Annotated in this window: 22 protein-coding genes; 8 read left to right on the forward strand and 14 right to left on the reverse strand. The window is 60.8% G+C overall.

All coding sequences use genetic code 11. The features are described 5' to 3' along the window. The first annotated feature begins 41 nt into the window (after nucleotides 1-41). From Q0063_RS06580 to Q0063_RS06610, 7 genes are all read left to right on the forward strand, one after another. Nucleotides 42-773: an amino acid ABC transporter permease gene (locus Q0063_RS06580; RefSeq protein WP_297871177.1), complete on the forward strand. Its 732-nt coding sequence runs from the start codon at nucleotides 42-44 to the stop codon at nucleotides 771-773. Continuing rightward, nucleotides 760-1482, forward strand: a complete 723-nt coding sequence (locus Q0063_RS06585) for an amino acid ABC transporter ATP-binding protein (protein ID WP_297871178.1) — start codon at nucleotides 760-762, stop codon at nucleotides 1480-1482. The genes Q0063_RS06580 and Q0063_RS06585 overlap by 14 nt, the downstream gene beginning before the upstream one ends. Nucleotides 1483-2138: 656 nt before the next feature. Then, on the forward strand, nucleotides 2139-3224 hold the full coding sequence (locus tag Q0063_RS06590) for a G5 and 3D domain-containing protein (protein ID WP_297871179.1): 1086 nt from the start codon (nucleotides 2139-2141) through the stop codon (nucleotides 3222-3224). 170 nt (nucleotides 3225-3394) lie between these two features. Beyond that, nucleotides 3395-4120, forward strand: coding sequence for a GntR family transcriptional regulator (locus Q0063_RS06595; protein ID WP_297871180.1), 726 nt, complete (start codon nucleotides 3395-3397; stop codon nucleotides 4118-4120). Nucleotides 4121-4150: 30 nt separating this feature from the next. Further along, nucleotides 4151-5272 carry a DUF2185 domain-containing protein gene (locus Q0063_RS06600; protein WP_297871181.1) on the forward strand — a complete coding sequence of 374 codons (1122 nt, stop codon included), beginning with the start codon at nucleotides 4151-4153 and terminating at the stop codon, nucleotides 5270-5272. Nucleotides 5273-5279: 7 nt separating this feature from the next. Then, on the forward strand, nucleotides 5280-6455 hold the full coding sequence (locus Q0063_RS06605) for an SMI1/KNR4 family protein (RefSeq protein ID WP_297871182.1): 1176 nt from the start codon (nucleotides 5280-5282) through the stop codon (nucleotides 6453-6455). 134 nt (nucleotides 6456-6589) lie between these two features. Then, the gene (locus Q0063_RS06610; RefSeq protein ID WP_297871216.1) at nucleotides 6590-8101 is read left to right on the forward strand and encodes an IMP dehydrogenase; all 1512 of its coding nucleotides are present in this window, start codon (nucleotides 6590-6592) and stop codon (nucleotides 8099-8101) included. Nucleotides 8102-8150: 49 nt separating this feature from the next. On the opposite strand, the gene Q0063_RS06615 is transcribed toward Q0063_RS06610, so the two are convergent. Next, the gene (locus tag Q0063_RS06615; RefSeq protein WP_297871183.1) at nucleotides 8151-8357 is read right to left on the reverse strand and encodes a helix-turn-helix domain-containing protein; all 207 of its coding nucleotides are present in this window, start codon (nucleotides 8355-8357) and stop codon (nucleotides 8151-8153) included. Nucleotides 8358-8514: 157 nt separating this feature from the next. Here Q0063_RS06615 and Q0063_RS06620 point away from each other — a divergent pair, with 157 nt between their 5' ends. Continuing rightward, complete coding sequence (locus tag Q0063_RS06620) at nucleotides 8515-9045, forward strand: hypothetical protein (protein ID WP_297871184.1); 531 nt, start codon at nucleotides 8515-8517, stop codon at nucleotides 9043-9045. Nucleotides 9046-9118: 73 nt separating this feature from the next. Here Q0063_RS06620 and Q0063_RS06625 read toward each other — a convergent pair whose 3' ends face one another. From Q0063_RS06625 to Q0063_RS06685, 13 genes are all read right to left on the reverse strand, one after another. Continuing rightward, nucleotides 9119-9538, reverse strand: a complete 420-nt coding sequence (locus tag Q0063_RS06625) for a hypothetical protein (protein WP_297871185.1) — start codon at nucleotides 9536-9538, stop codon at nucleotides 9119-9121. A 17-nt stretch (nucleotides 9539-9555) separates the two neighbouring features. Continuing rightward, nucleotides 9556-9978 (reverse strand): hypothetical protein, encoded by a 423-nt coding sequence (locus tag Q0063_RS06630; RefSeq protein ID WP_297871186.1) that lies wholly within the window; start codon nucleotides 9976-9978, stop codon nucleotides 9556-9558. Then, entirely contained in the window at nucleotides 9962-10195 is a 234-nt protein-coding gene (locus Q0063_RS06635) for a helix-turn-helix transcriptional regulator (protein ID WP_297871187.1), read from the reverse strand. The genes Q0063_RS06630 and Q0063_RS06635 overlap by 17 nt, the downstream gene beginning before the upstream one ends. Nucleotides 10196-10414: 219 nt before the next feature. Then, the gene (gene cysS, locus Q0063_RS06640; RefSeq protein ID WP_297871188.1) at nucleotides 10415-11857 is read right to left on the reverse strand and encodes a cysteine--tRNA ligase; all 1443 of its coding nucleotides are present in this window, start codon (nucleotides 11855-11857) and stop codon (nucleotides 10415-10417) included. Between the two features lie 83 nt (nucleotides 11858-11940). Continuing rightward, nucleotides 11941-12588 (reverse strand): hypothetical protein, encoded by a 648-nt coding sequence (locus Q0063_RS06645; RefSeq protein ID WP_297871189.1) that lies wholly within the window; start codon nucleotides 12586-12588, stop codon nucleotides 11941-11943. Nucleotides 12589-12612: 24 nt separating this feature from the next. Next, nucleotides 12613-12993: a VOC family protein gene (locus Q0063_RS06650; RefSeq protein WP_297871190.1), complete on the reverse strand. Its 381-nt coding sequence runs from the start codon at nucleotides 12991-12993 to the stop codon at nucleotides 12613-12615. 34 nt (nucleotides 12994-13027) lie between these two features. Next, a complete protein-coding gene (gene epsC / locus Q0063_RS06655) occupies nucleotides 13028-13687 on the reverse strand; it encodes a serine O-acetyltransferase EpsC (RefSeq protein WP_297871191.1) in 660 nt (219 codons plus the stop codon). Nucleotides 13688-14053: 366 nt separating this feature from the next. Next, the gene (locus tag Q0063_RS06660) at nucleotides 14054-14458 is read right to left on the reverse strand and encodes a DUF4259 domain-containing protein (protein WP_297871192.1); all 405 of its coding nucleotides are present in this window, start codon (nucleotides 14456-14458) and stop codon (nucleotides 14054-14056) included. A 207-nt stretch (nucleotides 14459-14665) separates the two neighbouring features. Continuing rightward, nucleotides 14666-15031 carry a hypothetical protein gene (locus tag Q0063_RS06665; protein ID WP_297871193.1) on the reverse strand — a complete coding sequence of 122 codons (366 nt, stop codon included), beginning with the start codon at nucleotides 15029-15031 and terminating at the stop codon, nucleotides 14666-14668. A gap of 159 nt (nucleotides 15032-15190) precedes the next feature. Next, nucleotides 15191-16651 (reverse strand): pyruvate carboxylase subunit B, encoded by a 1461-nt coding sequence (locus Q0063_RS06670; RefSeq protein WP_297871194.1) that lies wholly within the window; start codon nucleotides 16649-16651, stop codon nucleotides 15191-15193. Between the two features lie 21 nt (nucleotides 16652-16672). Then, the gene (locus Q0063_RS06675) at nucleotides 16673-17935 is read right to left on the reverse strand and encodes a sodium ion-translocating decarboxylase subunit beta (protein ID WP_297871195.1); all 1263 of its coding nucleotides are present in this window, start codon (nucleotides 17933-17935) and stop codon (nucleotides 16673-16675) included. A gap of 18 nt (nucleotides 17936-17953) precedes the next feature. Further along, the gene (locus Q0063_RS06680) at nucleotides 17954-18295 is read right to left on the reverse strand and encodes an acetyl-CoA carboxylase biotin carboxyl carrier protein subunit (protein ID WP_297871196.1); all 342 of its coding nucleotides are present in this window, start codon (nucleotides 18293-18295) and stop codon (nucleotides 17954-17956) included. 37 nt (nucleotides 18296-18332) lie between these two features. Continuing rightward, nucleotides 18333-18593 carry an OadG family protein gene (locus Q0063_RS06685; protein ID WP_297871197.1) on the reverse strand — a complete coding sequence of 87 codons (261 nt, stop codon included), beginning with the start codon at nucleotides 18591-18593 and terminating at the stop codon, nucleotides 18333-18335. Nucleotides 18594-18691: the final 98 nt, after the last annotated feature.

The raw sequence follows: 18691 nt of genomic DNA on the forward strand, positions 1-18691 counted from the left end.
GTTCCGTGCTCAAATGATTCAGAAAGAGAAAGGAGGCCCCCATGTTCCAATCCTTTGAGAACTGGAGGGACCTGATCGGTCCCCGGCTGTACAGGGCCTTTATCGAAGGCGACCGCTGGAAGCTCTACCTTCAGGGTCTGGGGACAACCCTGGAGCTGACGGTGATCGCACTGATTTTCGGCGTGCTGCTGGGCCTGATTGTGGCCGTCGTCCGCTCTGCCCATGACCAGCAGCGCATCGGACGGAGAAACCCCGTGCTGAGCATTCTGAACGTCCTCTGCCAGATTTACACCACCGTCATCCGGGGCACCCCCATGCTGGTGCAGCTGTTCATCTGGACCTTCGTCATCTTCCCCTCCCAGCGCAACAAGGTTCTGGTGGCCTTTATCGGCCTGGGCGTCAACTCCGGGGCATATGTGGCCGAAATTATACGGGGCGGCCTCATGAGCGTGGACGCCGGTCAGTCTGAGGCGGGCCGGTCCCTGGGCCTCAATTATTTCGACACCATGCGCTTCATCATCATTCCCCAGGCCTTCAAGGCCATTCTCCCCTCTCTGGGCAACGAGTTCATCACCCTGTTCAAAGACACCTCCCTGGCCCAGGCCATCGGCGGCGCGGAAATGCTCTACTACGCCAGCACCATCGGCGGCCGGACCTTCGACTACATGCCCCCGCTTCTGGGCATCGCCGCCATGTACTTAGCCGTTGTCATCGTCTTCACCTGGCTCCAGGGAAAACTGGAAAGGAGGCTGCGGGAAAGTGATCGACGTTAAGAACCTGTACAAATCCTTTGGGGATCACCTGGTGCTGGACAACATCAGCGAACACATCTTCCCCGGGGAAAAAGTGGTCATCATCGGGCCCTCCGGCTCCGGCAAGTCCACCTTCCTCCGCTGCCTGAACCTGCTGGAGACCCCTACCGGCGGCTCCATCACCTTCCAGGGCACGGAGATCACCGACCCCAAGGTGAAAATCGACCAGATTCGCCAGCAGATGGGCATGGTGTTCCAGCACTTCAACCTGTTTCCCAACATGACCATTCAGAAGAACATCACCCTGGCCCCGGTCCGCACCGGGCTGATGAAGCAGGAGGAGGCGGACCAGACCGCCAAGGCCCTGCTCCACCGGGTGGGGCTGGAGGACAAGGCCGAAGCCTATCCCAATCAGCTCTCCGGCGGGCAGAAGCAGCGCATTGCCATTGTCCGGGCCCTGGCCATGAAGCCCAAGGTCATGCTCTTCGACGAGCCCACCTCCGCCCTGGACCCCGAGATGGTGGGCGAGGTGCTGGACGTCATGAAGGAGCTGGCCCGGGAGGGCATGACCATGGCGGTGGTCACCCACGAAATGGGCTTCGCCCGGGAGGTGGGCAGCCGGGTGCTGTTTATGGACGGCGGCCACATCATCGAGCAGAATGAACCCGCTGAATTCTTCACCCATCCCAAAAGTGAACGGCTGAAATCCTTCCTGGAAAAGGTTCTTTAGAAGCTGTATTCATAACCGGGGATGCCGGATGGACGGGGATTTTCCCCGTCAGACAAGGAGATCGTTCGCGCCCGCAGCCATACCGACGTATGGCAAGGGAAAGCGGCGCAGTATGACAGGAAAAAACCGCTCAGACGGCGTTCAGCGATTGTGAATACAGGCTCCCAGCTTCCGGCCCGGCGGCGTTCCCACAGCGTGGACGCCGCCGGGTTTCCCTTTTCTCCGGCCCGCAGTTCATGTCCTCCTCGCGGCCGGTTCCCCATGACCGAGCCCGGTCCCTTCCGCCGGGCTCCCGGGGTCCGGCGCTTGTAAATTTCCATCATTTTCTGCGATTTGCGTTACCGTTTTGTTACCCTTTTGTTTTCTCCGCCCCAGGTCTTTCCAGTCATATCCTGTCCAAAACCGTCAAAAGTGGGGAACATCCCCCGTCCGGAGCCCAAATTACTTGACAAAAGTGGGAGTCGGGTGTATACTGTGGACAGTTTTCAGGATGGTAACAAAAGTTACAAGTCGTTCGTTCCGCCTTCGGTCCGCTCTGTGGAGCACCCGGCGGAACCGGCGCGCCATCCTCCCCTGCCCCCTTAAAAGAGCGGGCATGGGGAATCTGAACACCCGGGGGTCTGTTCACACAGCGCCCCCGCCAGGAGGTTATGGTTTTGAACACATATACGCAGACATATGAGAGGCGCCCGAATGAGCTCTGGCGGCGCTGCCGGACGATGCTGTTTTCCTTTGCCGTGGTGATTGTCACCAGTCTGGCCGCCACCGGCTGGGCCGACTCCCTGTATATCATCACAGGGACGGAGGACGGCGCCATCATTCTGGACCAGGACCGCGAGGAAAAGCCCGACATTTCCTCTCAGCTGATTTCCCTGTCCAACGGCAGCCGGGGCTATGACATCACCCTGGCAGAGGACACCCCCGTCACCATCCGCCACGAGGGGGAGACCCGGACCCTGCTGTCCCGCCGGGAGAGCGTCACCACCCTGCTGGGCCGTCTCCGTCTGACCCCGGGGCCTTTGGAAATGGTAGGCGTCAATCTCTCCGCCTCCGGCGTGGAGCTGACGGTCTCCTCCGACATCGCCTATTATGAGCACGTGACGGAGAAGGTCACCCGGGAAACCGTCCGGGTCCCCAATCCCAAGCTCCCTGAGGGCACGGAGCAGGTGACGGACGAGGGGGCCGACGGCGTCCGCTCCTCGGTCTACGAGGTCACCTGGTCCAACGGCCAGGAGCTTTCCCGCCAGTTCGTGGAGCAGCTGGACACCACCGCCCGGGACCGGGTAGTGGAATACGGCACCGCCAAGCCCGCCCCCGCTCCCGGCTCTTCTTCCTCCGGCGAGTCCGGCTCCTCCGGCGCTGTGGTGAACTCCGTCAGCGCCATCGCCCGGAAAGAGGAAAACGCCGACGGCAGCGGCACCCTCTATCTGAAGGACGGCACGGTACTGAACTACTCCGGCGTCCGCTCCATGACCGCCACGGCCTACACCGCCGGTCACGGCGGCGTGGGCACCCGCACCGCCTCCGGCACCGCCGTCCATGTGGGCACCGTGGCTGTGGACAAAAGCGTCATCCCCCTGGGCACCCGGATGTATATTGTGGCCGACGGCGGCATTGTCTACGGTCTGGCCGTAGCCGAGGATACCGGCGTTCGGGGCAACAAGGTCGACCTGTACTACGACACCTACAACGAATGCATCCAGTTCGGCCGCAGAGGCTGCACGGTCTATATCCTGGTCTGACGCACATCCGCCTCCCGGCGAAAGCCGGGAGGCCGTTTCCTTTTTTTGACGCCGGACCCGCCTGAAGCGGAAAAAAACTCTTGCGCTCCGAGCCGGAAGCAGATACAATATAGGGTAGACTTTATTGGTATGACCTATCATTTTTCATTTTTGACTGGGAGGCAAACGGAATGAACAGCCATCCAATCCGAGACAAGGCCATCCGCGCCCAGCTGCTGTCCGACATGAAGAGCGGCGCGTACGCCGAGGCCTCACGGCTCCCCCGGGAAAGCGTCTTGGCCGTCAAGCTGGGCATCAGCCGCACCCAGCTGCGGGATGTGCTGGCCTCCCTGGAGCGGGAGGGCTTCATCACCCGCCGCCACGGCGTGGGCACCATCATCAACCGCCATGTTCTGAATGTCCAGACCCGCATGGACATCGAAATCGAGTTTCTGGACATGATTCGTCAAAGCGGCTTCACCCCGGCGGTGGCCTATATCCGAATGTCCGAGGACCTGGCCGACCAGAAAATCGCCGGTCAGCTCCGCATTCCCCCGGGCACGCCGGTCATCCGGGTGGCCCGGCTCTGCACCGCCGACGGACGGCCCGCCATTTACTGCGAGGACGTACTGGAAAAGGCCCTGGCCAAGGACGGCTATACCCCTGAGGACCTGAAGCTGCCCATTTTCCACTTCCTCCAGCGCTTCTGCGGCGTCTATCCCTATCTGGATCTGACGGACCTGCGGGCGGCGGCGGCAGATTCCGCCTTAGCGGAGATCTTCCAGATCCCTCCCGGCACACCGCTGCTGCAAATGGAGGAAGTGGACTACGACATTGACGGCAGACCGGTGTTCTGCTCCACAGAATACTTTGCCGACGGCATTTTCCGCCACACGGTTCTGCGTAAAAAACTCTGACAACGGACTGAACAGAAAGGAATGTGACTGATGGAACGCTCCGCTTTAAAGGACTTCAACCCCTATGATACCGGCCTCGACGCCCCCATCCGCGAGCTCCTGTCCGACGACGGAGCCCGCCCCGCCCGGACCCCCTGCCAACGGGACCAGTTTCTGTCCCTGCTGGCCGGCGTCCCCGCTCTGCGGAAAACCCCCGGCCTTCCCGGTCCGGACAGCTCCGGCCCCGACTTTTTCACCACCCTGCCCCGCTGCGCCTCCCCCCTGGACGCCGACCTCTGCAGGGCCCATCTGAAGCAGGTCTTCGGCATCTCCGACAAGGAGAGCCTTCTGGAATTCTGCCAAAAGCAGCTCTGCTGTCACAACAACTATCTGGATTTCGAGGGCTTCTGGGAGGACCGGCCTCCCTTCGACCCCACGCCCCTGACCAAGGACGGCCCCAGCTTTTTCACCGTGGCCCGGGATTTCTCCGCCCAGTTTTATGAGCTGGTGGGCCACCTGGGCTATCTGGCCTGGGACATCAGCGAATGCATGGGCCACCTGCGGGCGGGGCTGGCCTGCGGCCTTTTGAACCGGGAGGAGTTCGACGAGCTGGCAGAGCACTGGATCACGGAGGCCCAGGCCTTCCACAGCTGGGAGGAATTCTCCGCCAGCCTGGTCTGCGGGGCTCTGTACTGGGATTTCCGCCAGGGCGCGGAGCTGCCGGCCCTTCAGGAGAGCGAAAGCCTCTGGATGCGTCTGGTGTGCACCCTGCTGGCGGACAAGAATGCCTGGGGCGGCGGCCTGTGGTACGCCCCCAAGCGGCGGAAAGACTATCGCCTGTGGCCCGCGGAAATGAAGATGTATCTCCCCGACTGGGACGGGCCCAACGGCTGCTTTGTCACGGACCGCATTTCCGTGGACGGCTGCAGGGTGGGCTGGTGCTATCGGGAGGACCCGGAACCGGGCTTCCCGGACAGCGGGTGGCGCTTCTTCTCCGGCGATGAGAGCGAGGACTATATTGCCGACATCAGCCACACGGAGGTGGCGGACCTGAACAGCGTGTGCAACTTCGACCCTGATGTGGTATCCCTGCTGACGGCTCCCTGCCGCAGCGCCTTTGCACGGGACGAAAACGGGGTTTTCCAGCCGGAGCCCTTCGACCTTCCGGAGTGAGCCTGTGATGACCTCCGCGGAACAGACCGCATTCATCAGGCAGGGCTTTGAAGCCCTGTACAGGGAGCTGGAGAAACACGCCCCCATCTGCCTTCGCTCCCCCGGCGTGCCGGAGGAGATGCGGGCGGGCCTGGCAGATGAAAGCGGCTGGTACAAGTGGAAGCTGATCCCCTCCCGGGTGACGGCGGCGGACCTGGACGCCCTGGAGAAACAAATCGGGCTCCCCCTGCCCGGTCTGGTGCGGACCTTCCTCTCCACCCGCTGTCACGACTTCCGGGATCTGGAGCTGGGGCAGCAGCTGCCGGACAAGCCCTTTGACTCCATCCTGAATGCCTGGAACCCCGCTTTGGTCCGGGCAGGCTTCCTGCCCTTCGGCTGGGACCATGGCGGTGCATACCTCCGCTGCGTCGACCTGGAGAATATGCCCGACGAGGACCGCTGTCCTCTCATGGAGATTGACCACGAAATTCTCTTCGGCCTGGAGGAGGACGCCGGCCGGGAAACCCTGCTGGCCCACATGAAGCCGGTGGCGGACAGCTTCCAGGCGTTTCTGGAGGAAATTTTCTCCGGCTTCCTGGCCCTTCGAAGCCGGAAGCTGGCCCGCCGCTACATCGACGGTCTTCGGGAAGCCCATGAGGACGAGGATGGGCAGTGGGAGGCCTTCGCCGCCGCGGCGCATGGCGTCAGCGAGGCGGATCTGACGGCGCTGAAAACCCTGTATCCGGAGCTCCCCGCCGGTCTGGAGACCCTTCTGCGCTTCGCGGACGGCACATACTGCCGGGAGTACCGGCCCGGTGAGAAGACCCTTCTCGCCTTCCTGGGCTCCGACCTGGAGGAATATCCCTATTACCTCCTGTCCGCCCGGCAGATCATCGACACCGACGGCGGGTTCCTGCGCCGGTGCGGGTCCCTCATCCGCCGGGAATACGATGACGTCCCGGTGGACGAAAAAATCGCCCGTGAGCCCGGCGGCCTCCGCTGGCTCCACTTTGCCGACTGCCGGAACAACGGCGGTTCCTCCCGGCTCTTTCTGGACTTCTCCCCGTCGGAGCAGGGAACTCCCGGCCAGGTGGTCCGCTGGCTCCATGACCCGGACCAGCTGGCGGTGATTGCGGACAGCTTTGACGGCTATCTGGACATGCTGATGGAAAACGAATACGATTTCCTGCCTGGCGGCGACTGACCCGGGCCCCGTCCCGGCAAAGCGTCCAAAAAGAAATTCTGAATTTCCCGGGCATTGATGAAAAAAACAGGTGACAAGCCCGCCTGAAAGATGTATACTATTGGGAAAAATTCATGAGAAACGAGGTGGCCCTCATGGCTTATTTCTTCCCCGAGCCCTCTCACACGTTCAGCGAATATCTGCTGGTCCCCGGCTACTCCTCCGCCGAGTGCATTCCCGCCAACGTGTCCCTGAAAACCCCGGTGGTGAAGTTCAGGAAGGGCGAGGCGTGCCCCCTGACCATGAACGTGCCCATGGTCTCCGCCGTCATGCAGGCAGTCTCCGGCGAGCAGATGGGCATCGGCCTGGCGAAAGAGGGCGGCATTGCCTTCATCTTCGTCTCCCAGCCCGTGGAGCAGCAGGCGGACATGGTCCGCCGGGTGAAAAACTACAAGGCCGGCTTTGTCTCCAGCGACTCCAATCTCCGCGCCAGCGACACCCTGGCAGATGTGCTGTCCCTGAAGGAGCGGACCGGACACTCCACCATGGCCGTCACCGAGGACGGCACGGCGGACGGGAAGCTGGTGGGTCTGGTGACCAGCCGGGACTACCGGGTCAGCCGCATGGACCCCGCCACGCCGGTGACGGACTTCATGACCCCCTTTGAAAAGCTCATCTACGCCCCCGAGGGCACCAGCCTGAAGGAGGCCAACGACATCATCTGGGACCGGAAGCTCAACGCCCTGCCCATCGTCTCGGCGGACCAGAGGCTTGTCAGCTTCGTCTTCCGGAAGGACTACGACTCTCACAAGGGCAACCCTCTGGAGCTGCTGGACAGCCAGAAGCGCTATGTCGTGGGCGCGGGCATCAACACCCGGGACTACGAAACCCGGGTCCCCGCCCTGGTGGAGGCCGGCGTGGACGTGCTGGTCATCGACTCCTCTGAGGGCTATTCCGAGTGGCAGGCCCGGACGCTGAAGTGGATTCGGGAGCGCTACGGCGACACGGTAAAGGTGGGCGCAGGCAACGTGGTGGACGGCGAGGGCTTCCGCTTCCTGGCGGACGCCGGAGCGGATTTCGTGAAAATCGGCATCGGCGGCGGCTCCATCTGCATCACCCGGGAAACCAAGGGCATCGGCCGGGGCCAGGCCACCGCGGTCATCGACGTGGCGGCGGAGCGGGACCGGTATTTCGAGGAGACCGGCGTCTATGTCCCCATCTGCGCCGACGGCGGCATTGTCCAGGATTACCACATCACCCTGGCCCTGGCCATGGGGGCGGACTTCTGCATGCTGGGCCGGTACTTCTCCCGGTTTGACGAGTCCCCCACCAGCAAGATTCTCATTGGCGGCAGCTATATGAAAGAATACTGGGGCGAGGGCAGCGCCCGGGCCCGGAACTGGCAGCGCTACGACCTGGGCGGCGCGGCGAAGCTCTCCTTTGAGGAGGGCGTGGACTCCTATGTGCCCTATGCCGGCGCCCTGTCCGACGGTATGGCCACCACCCTGGCAAAAATCCGCTCCACCATGTGCAACTGCGGCGCTCTGACCATTCCGGAGCTGCGGGAGAAGGCCAAGCTGACCCTGGTCTCCTCCGTCTCCATTGTGGAGGGCGGCGCTCACGACGTGCTGCTGAAGGACTCCGCCGGCGCGGTTGGACGGAACTGATTCAAGAACGTGAGGCGGCCGCCGGGCAGGGAGTCCGGCGGCCCTTTTTTCAGCGGTGGGACAGGCCCAGCACATAGTCGGCGCTGACACGGTAGAACTGGCACAGGGCCTTTAGATGCCGCACCGGCAGTTCATTGATGCCGCGTTCATAGCGGGAATAGACCTGCTGCGTGGTATTCAGAACCTCAGCAATCTGCTGCTGGCTGTAATCGTGGTCCTCCCGCAGTTCCCGCAGAATCTCGTAATACTCTTTCATCCCCTGCACTCCTTCGCTCAGTATTGCAGGAGTTTATTTTTTCATACATCAGAATTGATGTATTGACATTACGCCTGAACTGGTGTAGAATTTACTGGAATTGCGGGACTGTGTACAGGCGGCTGGAAAAACATTTGAGAAGAGGAGTACATACAAAATGAACAGCGCATTGAGTATCGGAGTTGTATTTGGAATCCTGGGAATTGCTTTGGTGATCCTCCTGCCCATCGTGGCCATCGTGTTCATAATCGCTCTGTTCCGGGGCTGGAAGAAGCAGAGCGGGGAGCGCCGGGCCAGCGCGGAGGCCCAGCGCCAGCGCCACGGCGGGCAGACGGTGCTGGAATGGCCCTGGCCCCGGGCCGCAGGCGCGCCTGACGCTGAATTTGGCGACCTGCTGGAGGAATTTCCCAAGAAGGGCGGCGGCAGCGCCCGCTTTTATGAGCGGGGCTGTGTGCTGAACGGGAAGCGGGTCCCCTACAACGATTTGAAGGACGTCTATTTTGACGAGGGCAGCCCGGAACGGGGCGCGGACCTCAAGGAGGCTCTCCAGAACTCCGCCGTCCTCTGGCTGTACCGCAAGGGAACTTTTCAGCGCACCCTGCCCATCCGGGATTTTGTGTATGGCTTCGACCATGCCGACTGCCGCCACATCCGGGACGGCCTGGGCTTCCGCCGGGAGGGCGACTGAAAACCGGAAAAGAGGACTCCGCCGTCTCCGGCGGAGTCCTTTTTGCCTGCTTTTTTGCTCTTTTGCTTTTTTCTCAGGTATGCTCGTCGTAATACACCCAGGTGAAGAAATCCGCAATCAGGGAGATGAAGAACGCCGCCATCAGCCCCATGCCCGCGTAAATCAGCGTCTCCTGCCCCGTCGTCTTTCCCCAGGCAATCAGGACCAGCTCCGCCGCCAGGAAGGCAAACTGGCTGATATGGTACGCCTGGCTTCTGGATTTCAGCTTCACCAGCTGATTCCGCTCGTCCTGCTCCTCCAGCCTGTCCGCCCGGGACCACTTAAGAGAGAGGCTCCGGATAATACCGGCTCCGCCCAGAAGCAGCAGCAGGGCAGCCAGCGCCCCGTCCTTCCAGTCGAAGTTGCCCCGCACCAGACTCAGCGCCAGGTTCAAAGCCGCCAGAAACAGGGCCCACAGGCCGAATTTAAAATTTTTCTTATGATAAATCTTCATTGCAGTTCCTTTCATGATTACGAATGCCGGTCCAGATACAGCCACGCCAGCGACTGCGCGATAAAGCCGAAGGCGCTGGCGAAAAACAGGCCCGCCCCGACATAGGACATCGGTCCAGGGCCACTCTCCTCCCGGCCCAGAAACGCCAGTATCAGCGCCGCCGCCAGTCCGCCCCAGGAGATCAGGTCAAGGGCCATGCTTTTGGCCCTTTGCAGATTGGCCCGGTTCCGCTCGTCCAGCTCCTTCAGACGGTCGGACCGGGCCTTTTCCCTGGACAGACTGCGGACAACACACGCCGTGCCTCCAATCAGGCTCACCGCCATCACATAGACCCAGCCCAGGTCTATAATCTCCGCCCGGAAAACATAAACCAGACAGCAGACGCCCATGCCCAGCAGCACAAGTCCGATGACAAAGTTTTTCTTATGGTAAATGTTCATAAATCCGGTCCTCCTGTTCCCGGTTTTCTCTGAGACAGCAAAGCTCCTCCACCGTTACCCCAAAGATCTCCGCCATGCGGTAGGCCAGCATCAGAGAAGGGCTGTACTGCCCCTTCTCAATGGAGATGATGGTCCGGGAGGAAACATGGACCCGCTCCGCCAGCTGCTGCTGGGTCATGCCCGCGGCGGAGCGCAGCTCTTTCACCCTGGTTTTCATATGCACCTTCTTTCTGATATGAAGCTTGTTTCACGTGAAGCCAGCTTCAGTTTATCACCATTTCAGTCCCTTGTCAAGAGAAAATATGAAGCTCCCTTCACACAGGACCCGCCGCAGGTGGTTTGACGCCGTTCTGACGGAAGCGGCGGCAGCCTTTCCCCGCCCCCATGGCAAGAAGCGCGCCCCTGTCTTTCGACAGAGGCGCGCTCTTTTTGCTTCTCACGCTCTCTTCCAGGAGGCGCCGCCCTTGACGTCGGTAATCTCGACGCCCTGGGCCTTCAGCTCGTCCCGGATGCGGTCCGCCTCGGCAAAGTTCTTCGCCTTTTTGGCCTCGTAGCGCTGGAGCACCAGCGCGTCAATGGCCGGGTCGCCCTCGCCGGTGACCACATAGTCCCCGCCGCCGGCGGTGGTGGCCTGGGCGGCCTTCTCCCGGATGGCCGCCGCCTTTTCCAGCAGGCTCAGGGACAGCACCTTGTCGAACTCCCCGATGATGGCCAGCCTGGTGGCGTCGCCGGTCTTTGCCTTCAGCGCGTCAAAGACCGCCGTCACCGCCATGGAGGTATTCAGGTCGTTGCCCACCTGCTGGAGGAATTTTGCCCGGTACTCGTCAAATACCGCCTGGTCCACCTCGCCCTCGGGCTTCAGGGCGGCGATGCGGTTCAGCAGCTTCGTGTAAGCGGCGGCGGCGTTGTCCAGATTCTCCCAGGTGAAGAGCAGGGTCTTGCGGTAGTGGCTCTGGAGGCAGAACCAGCGGTAAGCCAGGGGGTCATAGCCCTTTTTCTCCAGCAGGGAGACGGTCAGGAATTCCCCCTTGGACTTGGACATCTTCCCTGCCGGGTCATTGAGGTGGTGGACATGGAACCAGTGGGGGCACCAGGGGTGGCCCAGGTAGCTCTCAGACTGGGCGATCTCGTTGGTGTGGTGTGGAAAGGCGTTGTCCACGCCGCCGCAGTGGAGATCCAGAAATTCTCCGTTGTACTTCATGGAGATGCCGGAGCACTCGATGTGCCAGCCGGGATAGCCCACGCCCCAGGGGGAATCCCATTTCAGGGCCTGGTCCTCAAATTTGGACTTGGTGAACCAGAGGACGAAGTCGTTTTTATTCCGCTTGTTGGCGTCCTCCTCCACGCCCTCCCGGACGCCCACGGCCAGATCGTCTTCGTCGTGGTCGTTGAAAATATAATACCGGCTGAGTTTAGAGGTGTCGAAATACACGTTGCCTCCGGCGAGATAGGCATAGCCGGTTTCCACCAGCTTGGAGATAATTTTGATATACTCATCAATACAGCCGGTGGCAGGCTGGACCACATCGGGGGTCTTGATGTTCAATTTCCGGCAGTCGTCAAAAAAGGCGTCTGTGTAGAACTTTGCAATGTCCAGCACGGTTTTGTTCTCCCGCTTGGCCCCCTTGAGCATTTTATCCTCTCCGGTGTCGGCGTCGCTGGAAAGGTGGCCCACGTCGGTGATATTCATGACCCGGTTCACATCGTAGCCGGCGAGCCGGAGATACTTCTCCAGCACATCCTCCATGATATAGCTGCGGAGATTGCCGATGTGGGCAAAGTGATAGACTGTGGGGCCGCAGGTGTACATCTCCACCCGGCCGGGGGTGTGGGTCTTGAACTCCTCTTTTTTATGGGTCGCGGAATTGTACAGATACATGATGTTCTTCCTCCGTTTTTGTAAGGGCCGGGACGGCCCAAATTTTATTTTGTCAGAGTCCCCGTGCGGTCGAAAGCCTGGATCTAAATTGCGTCTCCCAGGCCCTCCATAACCTCCAGCAGGGCGGCGTAGCTCTCCCGGCTGGAAGCGCCGTAGAGACCTTGGTATTCGCCGCCCATGTCCATGACGACCACCAGGTTGTCCGGGCGGCTGCTGTAAAAAGTGGTTTCGGTGACAAACCAGTTTTTCAGAACGGCGGGCCTTTTCTCCAGCCTGGCCCGGACTACCTCCATGTCCCCGGCAGACAGCTCATAGAACGCGTCCGGGCTGTACTCCAGCTGCCAAACGGCTTCATACAGCAATGCGGCCTCCAGAAATTCGCTGACCGTGGGGACCGCCGGCTCCCAGGGCTCCCCGTCCGCCGCTCTCCGGATGTAGACCGGAGGGTCAGGCAGGGACAAGTCCTTTTGAAGTACAGCCGCCTCACACACATACTGATTTTCGTCCAGCAGCGGCAGACAGTCCGCAGGCGCCTCCCGGAGCGTCTGCGGAAAGCACCAGTGATCCTGAATATCATTCAGCCGCTGCGTATGGCCAAAGCCGCGCCAAAAATCCTCCACCGCCGCCGGAACCGCTTCAAACAGCGCCTTTGCGGCGGCGATCTCTTCCTCAGAGCAGCCCTGAGGCTGTTCCACTCCATACAGCGTCCGGACCAGCGTCCGCAGTTCCATGCAAACCACCTCTTCCGTCCCCGCTCATTCGTGGAGCTCCAGGGGCAGGCCGTCGGGGTCGTGGAAAAAGGTCATGAGGCCTCCCGTATAGGGGTCCCGGCGGATGGGCTCGCAGGACACCCCCCGGGCCTCCAGCTCCCGGACCGCCGCCTCCACATCGTCCACCCGGAACGCCAGATGCCGCAGGCCCTGGGCCTCGGGATAGCTGGGCCGGGGCGGCGCGCCGGGGATGGCGAAAATCTCCAGCTCCCCGTCTCCGAATTGCAGGTCCAGCTTCCAGTCTCCCCGGTCCTCCCGGAAATTCTCCCGGAGAATGGGGAAGCCCAGCGTTTCCGTGTAGAACGCCCTGGACCTCTGGTAGTCCGAGACGATGATAGCCGCGTGGTGCAGTGTGTCAAACAGCATTCCGGTCCCTCCTGTTTCCGCTTTTTCCTGTAGCTTATGCAGGCCGCCTGCGGGTATCCGTCAGACTGTGTTCCAGCTCCTCCACCTGCCGGCGCAGGGCCTCCAGCTCCTCCATAATAGGGTCGTGCACGTGAATCTGGTCCACGTCGCCGGCATAATACACCGGTTTCCCGTTCATCCGGGCAATCCGGGCGGGAACGCCCACGGCGGTGCAGTTGGGCGGCACGGCGCTGAGGACCACCGCCCCCGCCGCGATGCGGGCGTTGTCCCCCACGGTGAAGGGCCCCAGCACCCGGGCCCCGGAGCCAATCAGCACGTTGTTCCCGATGGTGGGATGCCGCTTCCCCTGGTCCTTGCCGGTGCCTCCCAGGGTTACGCCCTGGTAGAGCAGGCAGTCGTCCCCAATCTCCGTGGTCTCGCCAATCACCACCCCCATGCCGTGGTCAATGACCAGGCGGCGGCCGATGGTGGCGCCGGGGTGAATCTCAATGCCGGTTTTCTTCCGGGCGTGCTGGGAAATCCACCGGGCCAGGAAATACCGGCGGCGGAGATAGAGCCAGTGGGCCACCCGATGCCAGAGAATGGCGTGGACACCGGGATAGAGCAGGAATACCTCCAGCTTGCTTCGCGCCGCCGGGTCGCGGCGCTGATAGGCGGCCAAAAGACCGCCCAGACGGGTCACATGCTTTGCCATAGATGCCTCCTTGAATCCGGAAACCGTTCGCCGTCCCTTCGGGACCGGAAAACGGCGCCAAAAAAGCCTCCCGTACCAAAACGGTACGAGAGGCGACGAATCGCGGTTCCACTCTCATTTATCACTCAAGCGCATGGCCCTTAACGGGGGCCGGGCGGAGGGCGCACAAAGTCCCCCGCGCTCCCGGACGCACTTCACAGTTCCCTCCGCAGGCCCGCTTGCAGCCGGTGACGGGCCCTCTCTGTTCTTTGGGTGGACTGTTACTCTTTCCGATCAACACGCTATTCACTTGATATCACAGTATATTAGCAGGATTTGCCCGCCGTGTCAAGCGGCAAAAATTTTTTGGGAGTTTGCTCTTGCCTATTATCTAAGCCTTTCCCGCATGGAAATTTTATCTTCCTGCCACGCACCATACAGTTCCCTGTTTTCCAACCACAACTCTTTCAGCTCAGAGCAATCGGACAAAACTGCGTCAATCGCCGCTATCGCCTTCTGTTTGAGTAGAGCCAAATCAACGCCCTTTAATGTATGGACCCATTTGAAATAATCTTCATCGTCACATCTGTATGGTGTTTCGTTAAACACGCTATCAAGAACTGCGGCTGATACAAGCGCGTAATGCCCCTCGTCATAACCGACATACTCCGCTCCAATCACAGCGTCAAAATATTTCTCCATATCAGTCGTAATCTCTTGCGAAGCTTTCAAGTCATCCAAAGCATCATACGCTGTATCGTCATCAAACACGCCATAATTCCATGCGCCCACTTTAATTCCTCCTGAATTCCAACCTATAGCTTCATAATTGCTGCCAGCGGGCCGCCGAGGGCGGCAGTCTTTGCAAAGCATCTGTTGCCCGGACGCTCCCATTTTGCGTCCTTTTCTCCGTCGCGCCGAGAAGGGCCGGATTTCCCCGCGGAAACGGCGGGACAGACCCCACATTCTCCCGGCCCGCCGTCCGGTCAGCCGGAACGCCTACCGGTCCGTCCAATCATCAAATCTCGTTGAAATCTGCGGGTCATACAGCGGGCAGCCAAAGTCAATTAAAATATCCATAAGGGCGTTCAAATCAGCCCCCTGCATTCTGTAACAATCAAATCTTACCATTTGTGGGGTTGTAAAAATCTGAAACGCGCCATACCCCTCTTTTTCGAAATCCCTGCCTCCGTCCTGAATGGTCCAGTCGGAAAAAACGGCCGCCACCTTCTTCAAAATATCATCAACCGGAAGGAGTTCCAATTCCTCCATGACGTCCCCATCACAGCACGCCGTCTGATATACAGCCGCATCGTCATGCGCGGCATGTTCCCTGTATCTCCAAAAACTCAAATCCATGCCCATGATATCTTCCTCCCATTAAAATACAAATCTCAATTTTATTAAGCTGATAATACAATTTGTAATCTCCCATTCCAAGAAACTGCCGGTCAAGGGATGGCAGACGGCAAAAAATTTCAGAAAAACGCCGCCGTACGCGAAACCGTACGGCGGCGCTTGGATTTAACCCTTATACTCCACAAACAGCTCCCGGACCGCGTTGGGGTCCGCGGGAGCGGCTTTCGCCGCCGGGGCCGCCGCAGGCGCGGCGGGCTCGTCGTGGGGACCGTCCCGCCAGGCCAGGAACTTGGGGGCCACCTGGGGGAACAGGGCTAGGGAGAGGACGTCCTCATCGCTCTTGGCGATGTCCTTGAACTCCTCCCGGTACTTCTCGACCTCCGGCTCCAGCAGGTCCGCTGGGCGGCAGGTGATAACCTCCTCCGGCTTGATGCCGGCCAGAGCACGGACCTCCTCGTTGACCTCGCCGGGAACTTGGCCGTACTCGCCACGGAGCAGGCCCTTGGACTCCTTGGGGAACGTCTTGTACTTGCCCACCACCACGTTCATGACGGCCTGGGTGCCGACAATCTGGCTGGTGGGGGTCACCAGCGGGGGATAGCCGAAGTCCTTCCGGACACGGGGAATCTCCGCCAGCACATCATAATATTTCTCTTCCTTGTTGGCCTGCTTCAGCTGGGAAATCAGGTTGGACAGCATGCCGCCGGGCACCTGATAGAGCAGGGTGTTGGTGTCCACGTTCAGGACCTTGGGATCCAGGCTACCGGCCTCCTTGAGCCTCTGGGCCACCTTCCGGAAGTGGGCGGCGGCCTCGCTCATCTTGTTCAGGTCCAGCTTGGTGTCCCGGACGGTGCCCTGGAGGGTCGCCACCAGGGACTCCGTAGCGGGCTGGGCCGTACCGTTTGCCAGGGGGCTCAGGGCGGTGTCCACGATGTCCACGCCGGCATAGGCGGCCATGAGATACACCATGTCGCCGGTGCCGGTGGTGTTGTGGGTATGCAGGTGAATGGGGATTTTGACGGTTTCCTTCAGCCGCTTAATCAGGGCGTAAGCGTCCATGGGCAGCAGCAGGTTTGCCATGTCCTTGACGCAGATCACATCCGCGCCCATCTGCTCCAGCTCCTTGGCCAGCTTCACGAAGTACTCTTCGCTGTGAATGGGGGAGATGGTATAAGACAGGGTGGCCTCCACCATGCCGCCGTACTTTTTGGTGGACTTGATGGCCTGCTCCAGGTTCCGCACGTCGTTCAGAGCGTCGAAAATCCGGATGATGTCGATGCCGTTTTCAATGGACTTGCGGCAGAAGGCGTCCACCACGTCGTCGGCGTAGTGCTTGTAGCCCAGGATGTTCTGGCCCCGGAACAGCATCTGCAGCTTGGTGTTGGGCAGGGCCTTCCGGAGCTTGCGCAGACGCTCCCAGGGGTCCTCGTTGAGGAAGCGCATGCAGGAATCGAAGGTTGCGCCGCCCCAGCACTCCAGGGACCAGTAGCCAATGGAGTCCAGCACCTCGCAGGCGGGCAGCATGTCTTCAATCCGCATCCGGGTGGCCGCCTGGGACTGGTGGGCGTCCCGGAGGATGGTATCGGTGATATACAGGGGCTTCTTAGACAAAAATTCCATAGCCATTACAATAATACCTCCTATCTATCAGCCGAACAGGGAGATCATCACGCCCGCGGCGATGGCAGAGCCGATGACGCCGGCCACGTTGGGTCCCATGGCGTGCATCAGCAGGAAGTTGCTGGGATTGGCCTTCTGGCCCTCCACCTGGGAGACCCGGGCGGCCATGGGCACGGCGGACACACCGGCGGAGCCGATGAGGGGATTGATCTTCTCCTTCAGGAAGAGGTTCATGAACTTGGCCAGGACCACGCCGCCGGCGGTACCGAAGCCGAAGGCCACGATGCCCATGGCCATGATGGCGATGGTCTGGAGGCTGAGGAAGGTCCGGCCCGTGGCCGTTGCGCCCACGGACACGCCCAGGAAGATGGTGACGATGTTGATGAGCTCATTCTGCACGGTCTTGCTCAGGCGCTCCACCACGCCGCACTCACGGAAGAGGTTGCCCAGCATCAGGCAGGCAATCAGGGGCGCGGCGGAGGGCACCAGCAGGGCCACGAAGATGGCGACCATGATGGGGAAGATAATCTTCTCGGTCTTGGTGACCTGACGAAGGGGCTTCATGACGATTTTCCGCTCCGCCTCGGTGGTCAGCAGGCGCATAATGGGGGGCTGAATCACAGGCACCAGAGCCATGTAGCTGTAAGCCGCCACGGCGATGGGGCCCAGCAGGTGGGGAGCCAGCTTGGTGGCGCCGTAGATGGCCGTGGGGCCGTCCGCGCCGCCGATGATGCCGATGGAACCGGCCTCGGCGGAGGTGAAGATGCCGGACAGCCGGCAGCCCACGAAGGTCATGAAGATGCCCAGCTGAGCAGCAGCGCCCAGCAGCAGGCTCTTGGGGTTGGCAATCAGGGGGCCGAAGTCGGTCATAGCGCCCACGCCCATGAAAATCAGGCAGGGGTAGATGCCCAGCTTCACGCCCAGATACAGGATGTCGATGAGGCCTGCCGAGATGGACTTCCCGGCGGTGGCCGTCGCCAGCACCGCGTCGGACACGCCCACGGCCTTCAGCTCCGCCAGGAACTCCGCCGTGACGGGGGCTCCGCCGATGAGGTCCCAGTGAATGTGTCCGCCGGCGAAGAAAATCTCATGGTACATCTCCGCGCCGGGGAGATTGGTGATGAGCATACCGAAGGCGATGGGCACCAGCAGCAGGGGCTCAAATTTCTTTACGATGCCCAGGTAGAGAAGGCCGCAGGCGATGATGAGCATCAGCAGGCACTTCCAGTTATCCCCCTGGGCAAACAGCGCGAATCCCGAGCTGTTTACAAAATCCAGAATAGCTTCCATGTGTGTCCCTCCAGCGCCTTACTGGATGACGCAGAGCAGCGTGCCGGATTCCACCGCCGCGCCCTTGGCCACGTTCACAGAGGCAATGGTGCCGTCCCGGGGGCACATGATTTCGTTCTCCATCTTCATGGCCTCCAGAACCATCAGCACGTCGCCCTTTTTCACGGCGGAGCCGTTGGAGACGTTGACGCTGAGGATGGTCCCGGGCATGGGAGAGGTCACCTGCTCGCCGCCTGCGGGAGCGGGGGCGGCGGCGGGGGCCGGAGCGGGGGCGGCGGCAGGCGCGGGAGCCGCGCCGGTCATCTCTTCCAGCTGGATTTCATAGGCGGTGTCATTGACGGTCACTCTGTACTTTTTCATGTTGATTTCTCCTTCTCTTCAATCTTAACTTGCGCGCTTACAGTTTCTTCATGGACAGAATACGGATGCCGGTGATGTCGGTCCCCAGTTCCTCCGCGATGGCGGCGGAAATGGCAGCCACCAGCTCCTGACGGTTGGGCTCCGCGGCAGCGGCAGGGGCGGCAGCCGGAGCCGCGGCGGGAGCCGCGTGGCCGCCCACGATCTTGCCCATAATCATCGTCAGGACAATCAGGCAGATCAGGCCGAAGAACACGGTGCCCAGGCCCATCAGGCAGACAAACAAGCTGGAGTATTCCAATTCATTCCCTCCTAAAAATGTAATCGAAAGCATTGTAACAAGATTTTTTCAAAAAAACAATGATTTCCCGAAAAAAAGTTCGGTCTTTTTTCCGGGGG

The organism is uncultured Oscillibacter sp. (assembly GCF_947654275.1).
In the GTDB taxonomy this organism is placed as follows: Bacteria; Bacillota; Clostridia; order Oscillospirales; family Oscillospiraceae; genus Oscillibacter.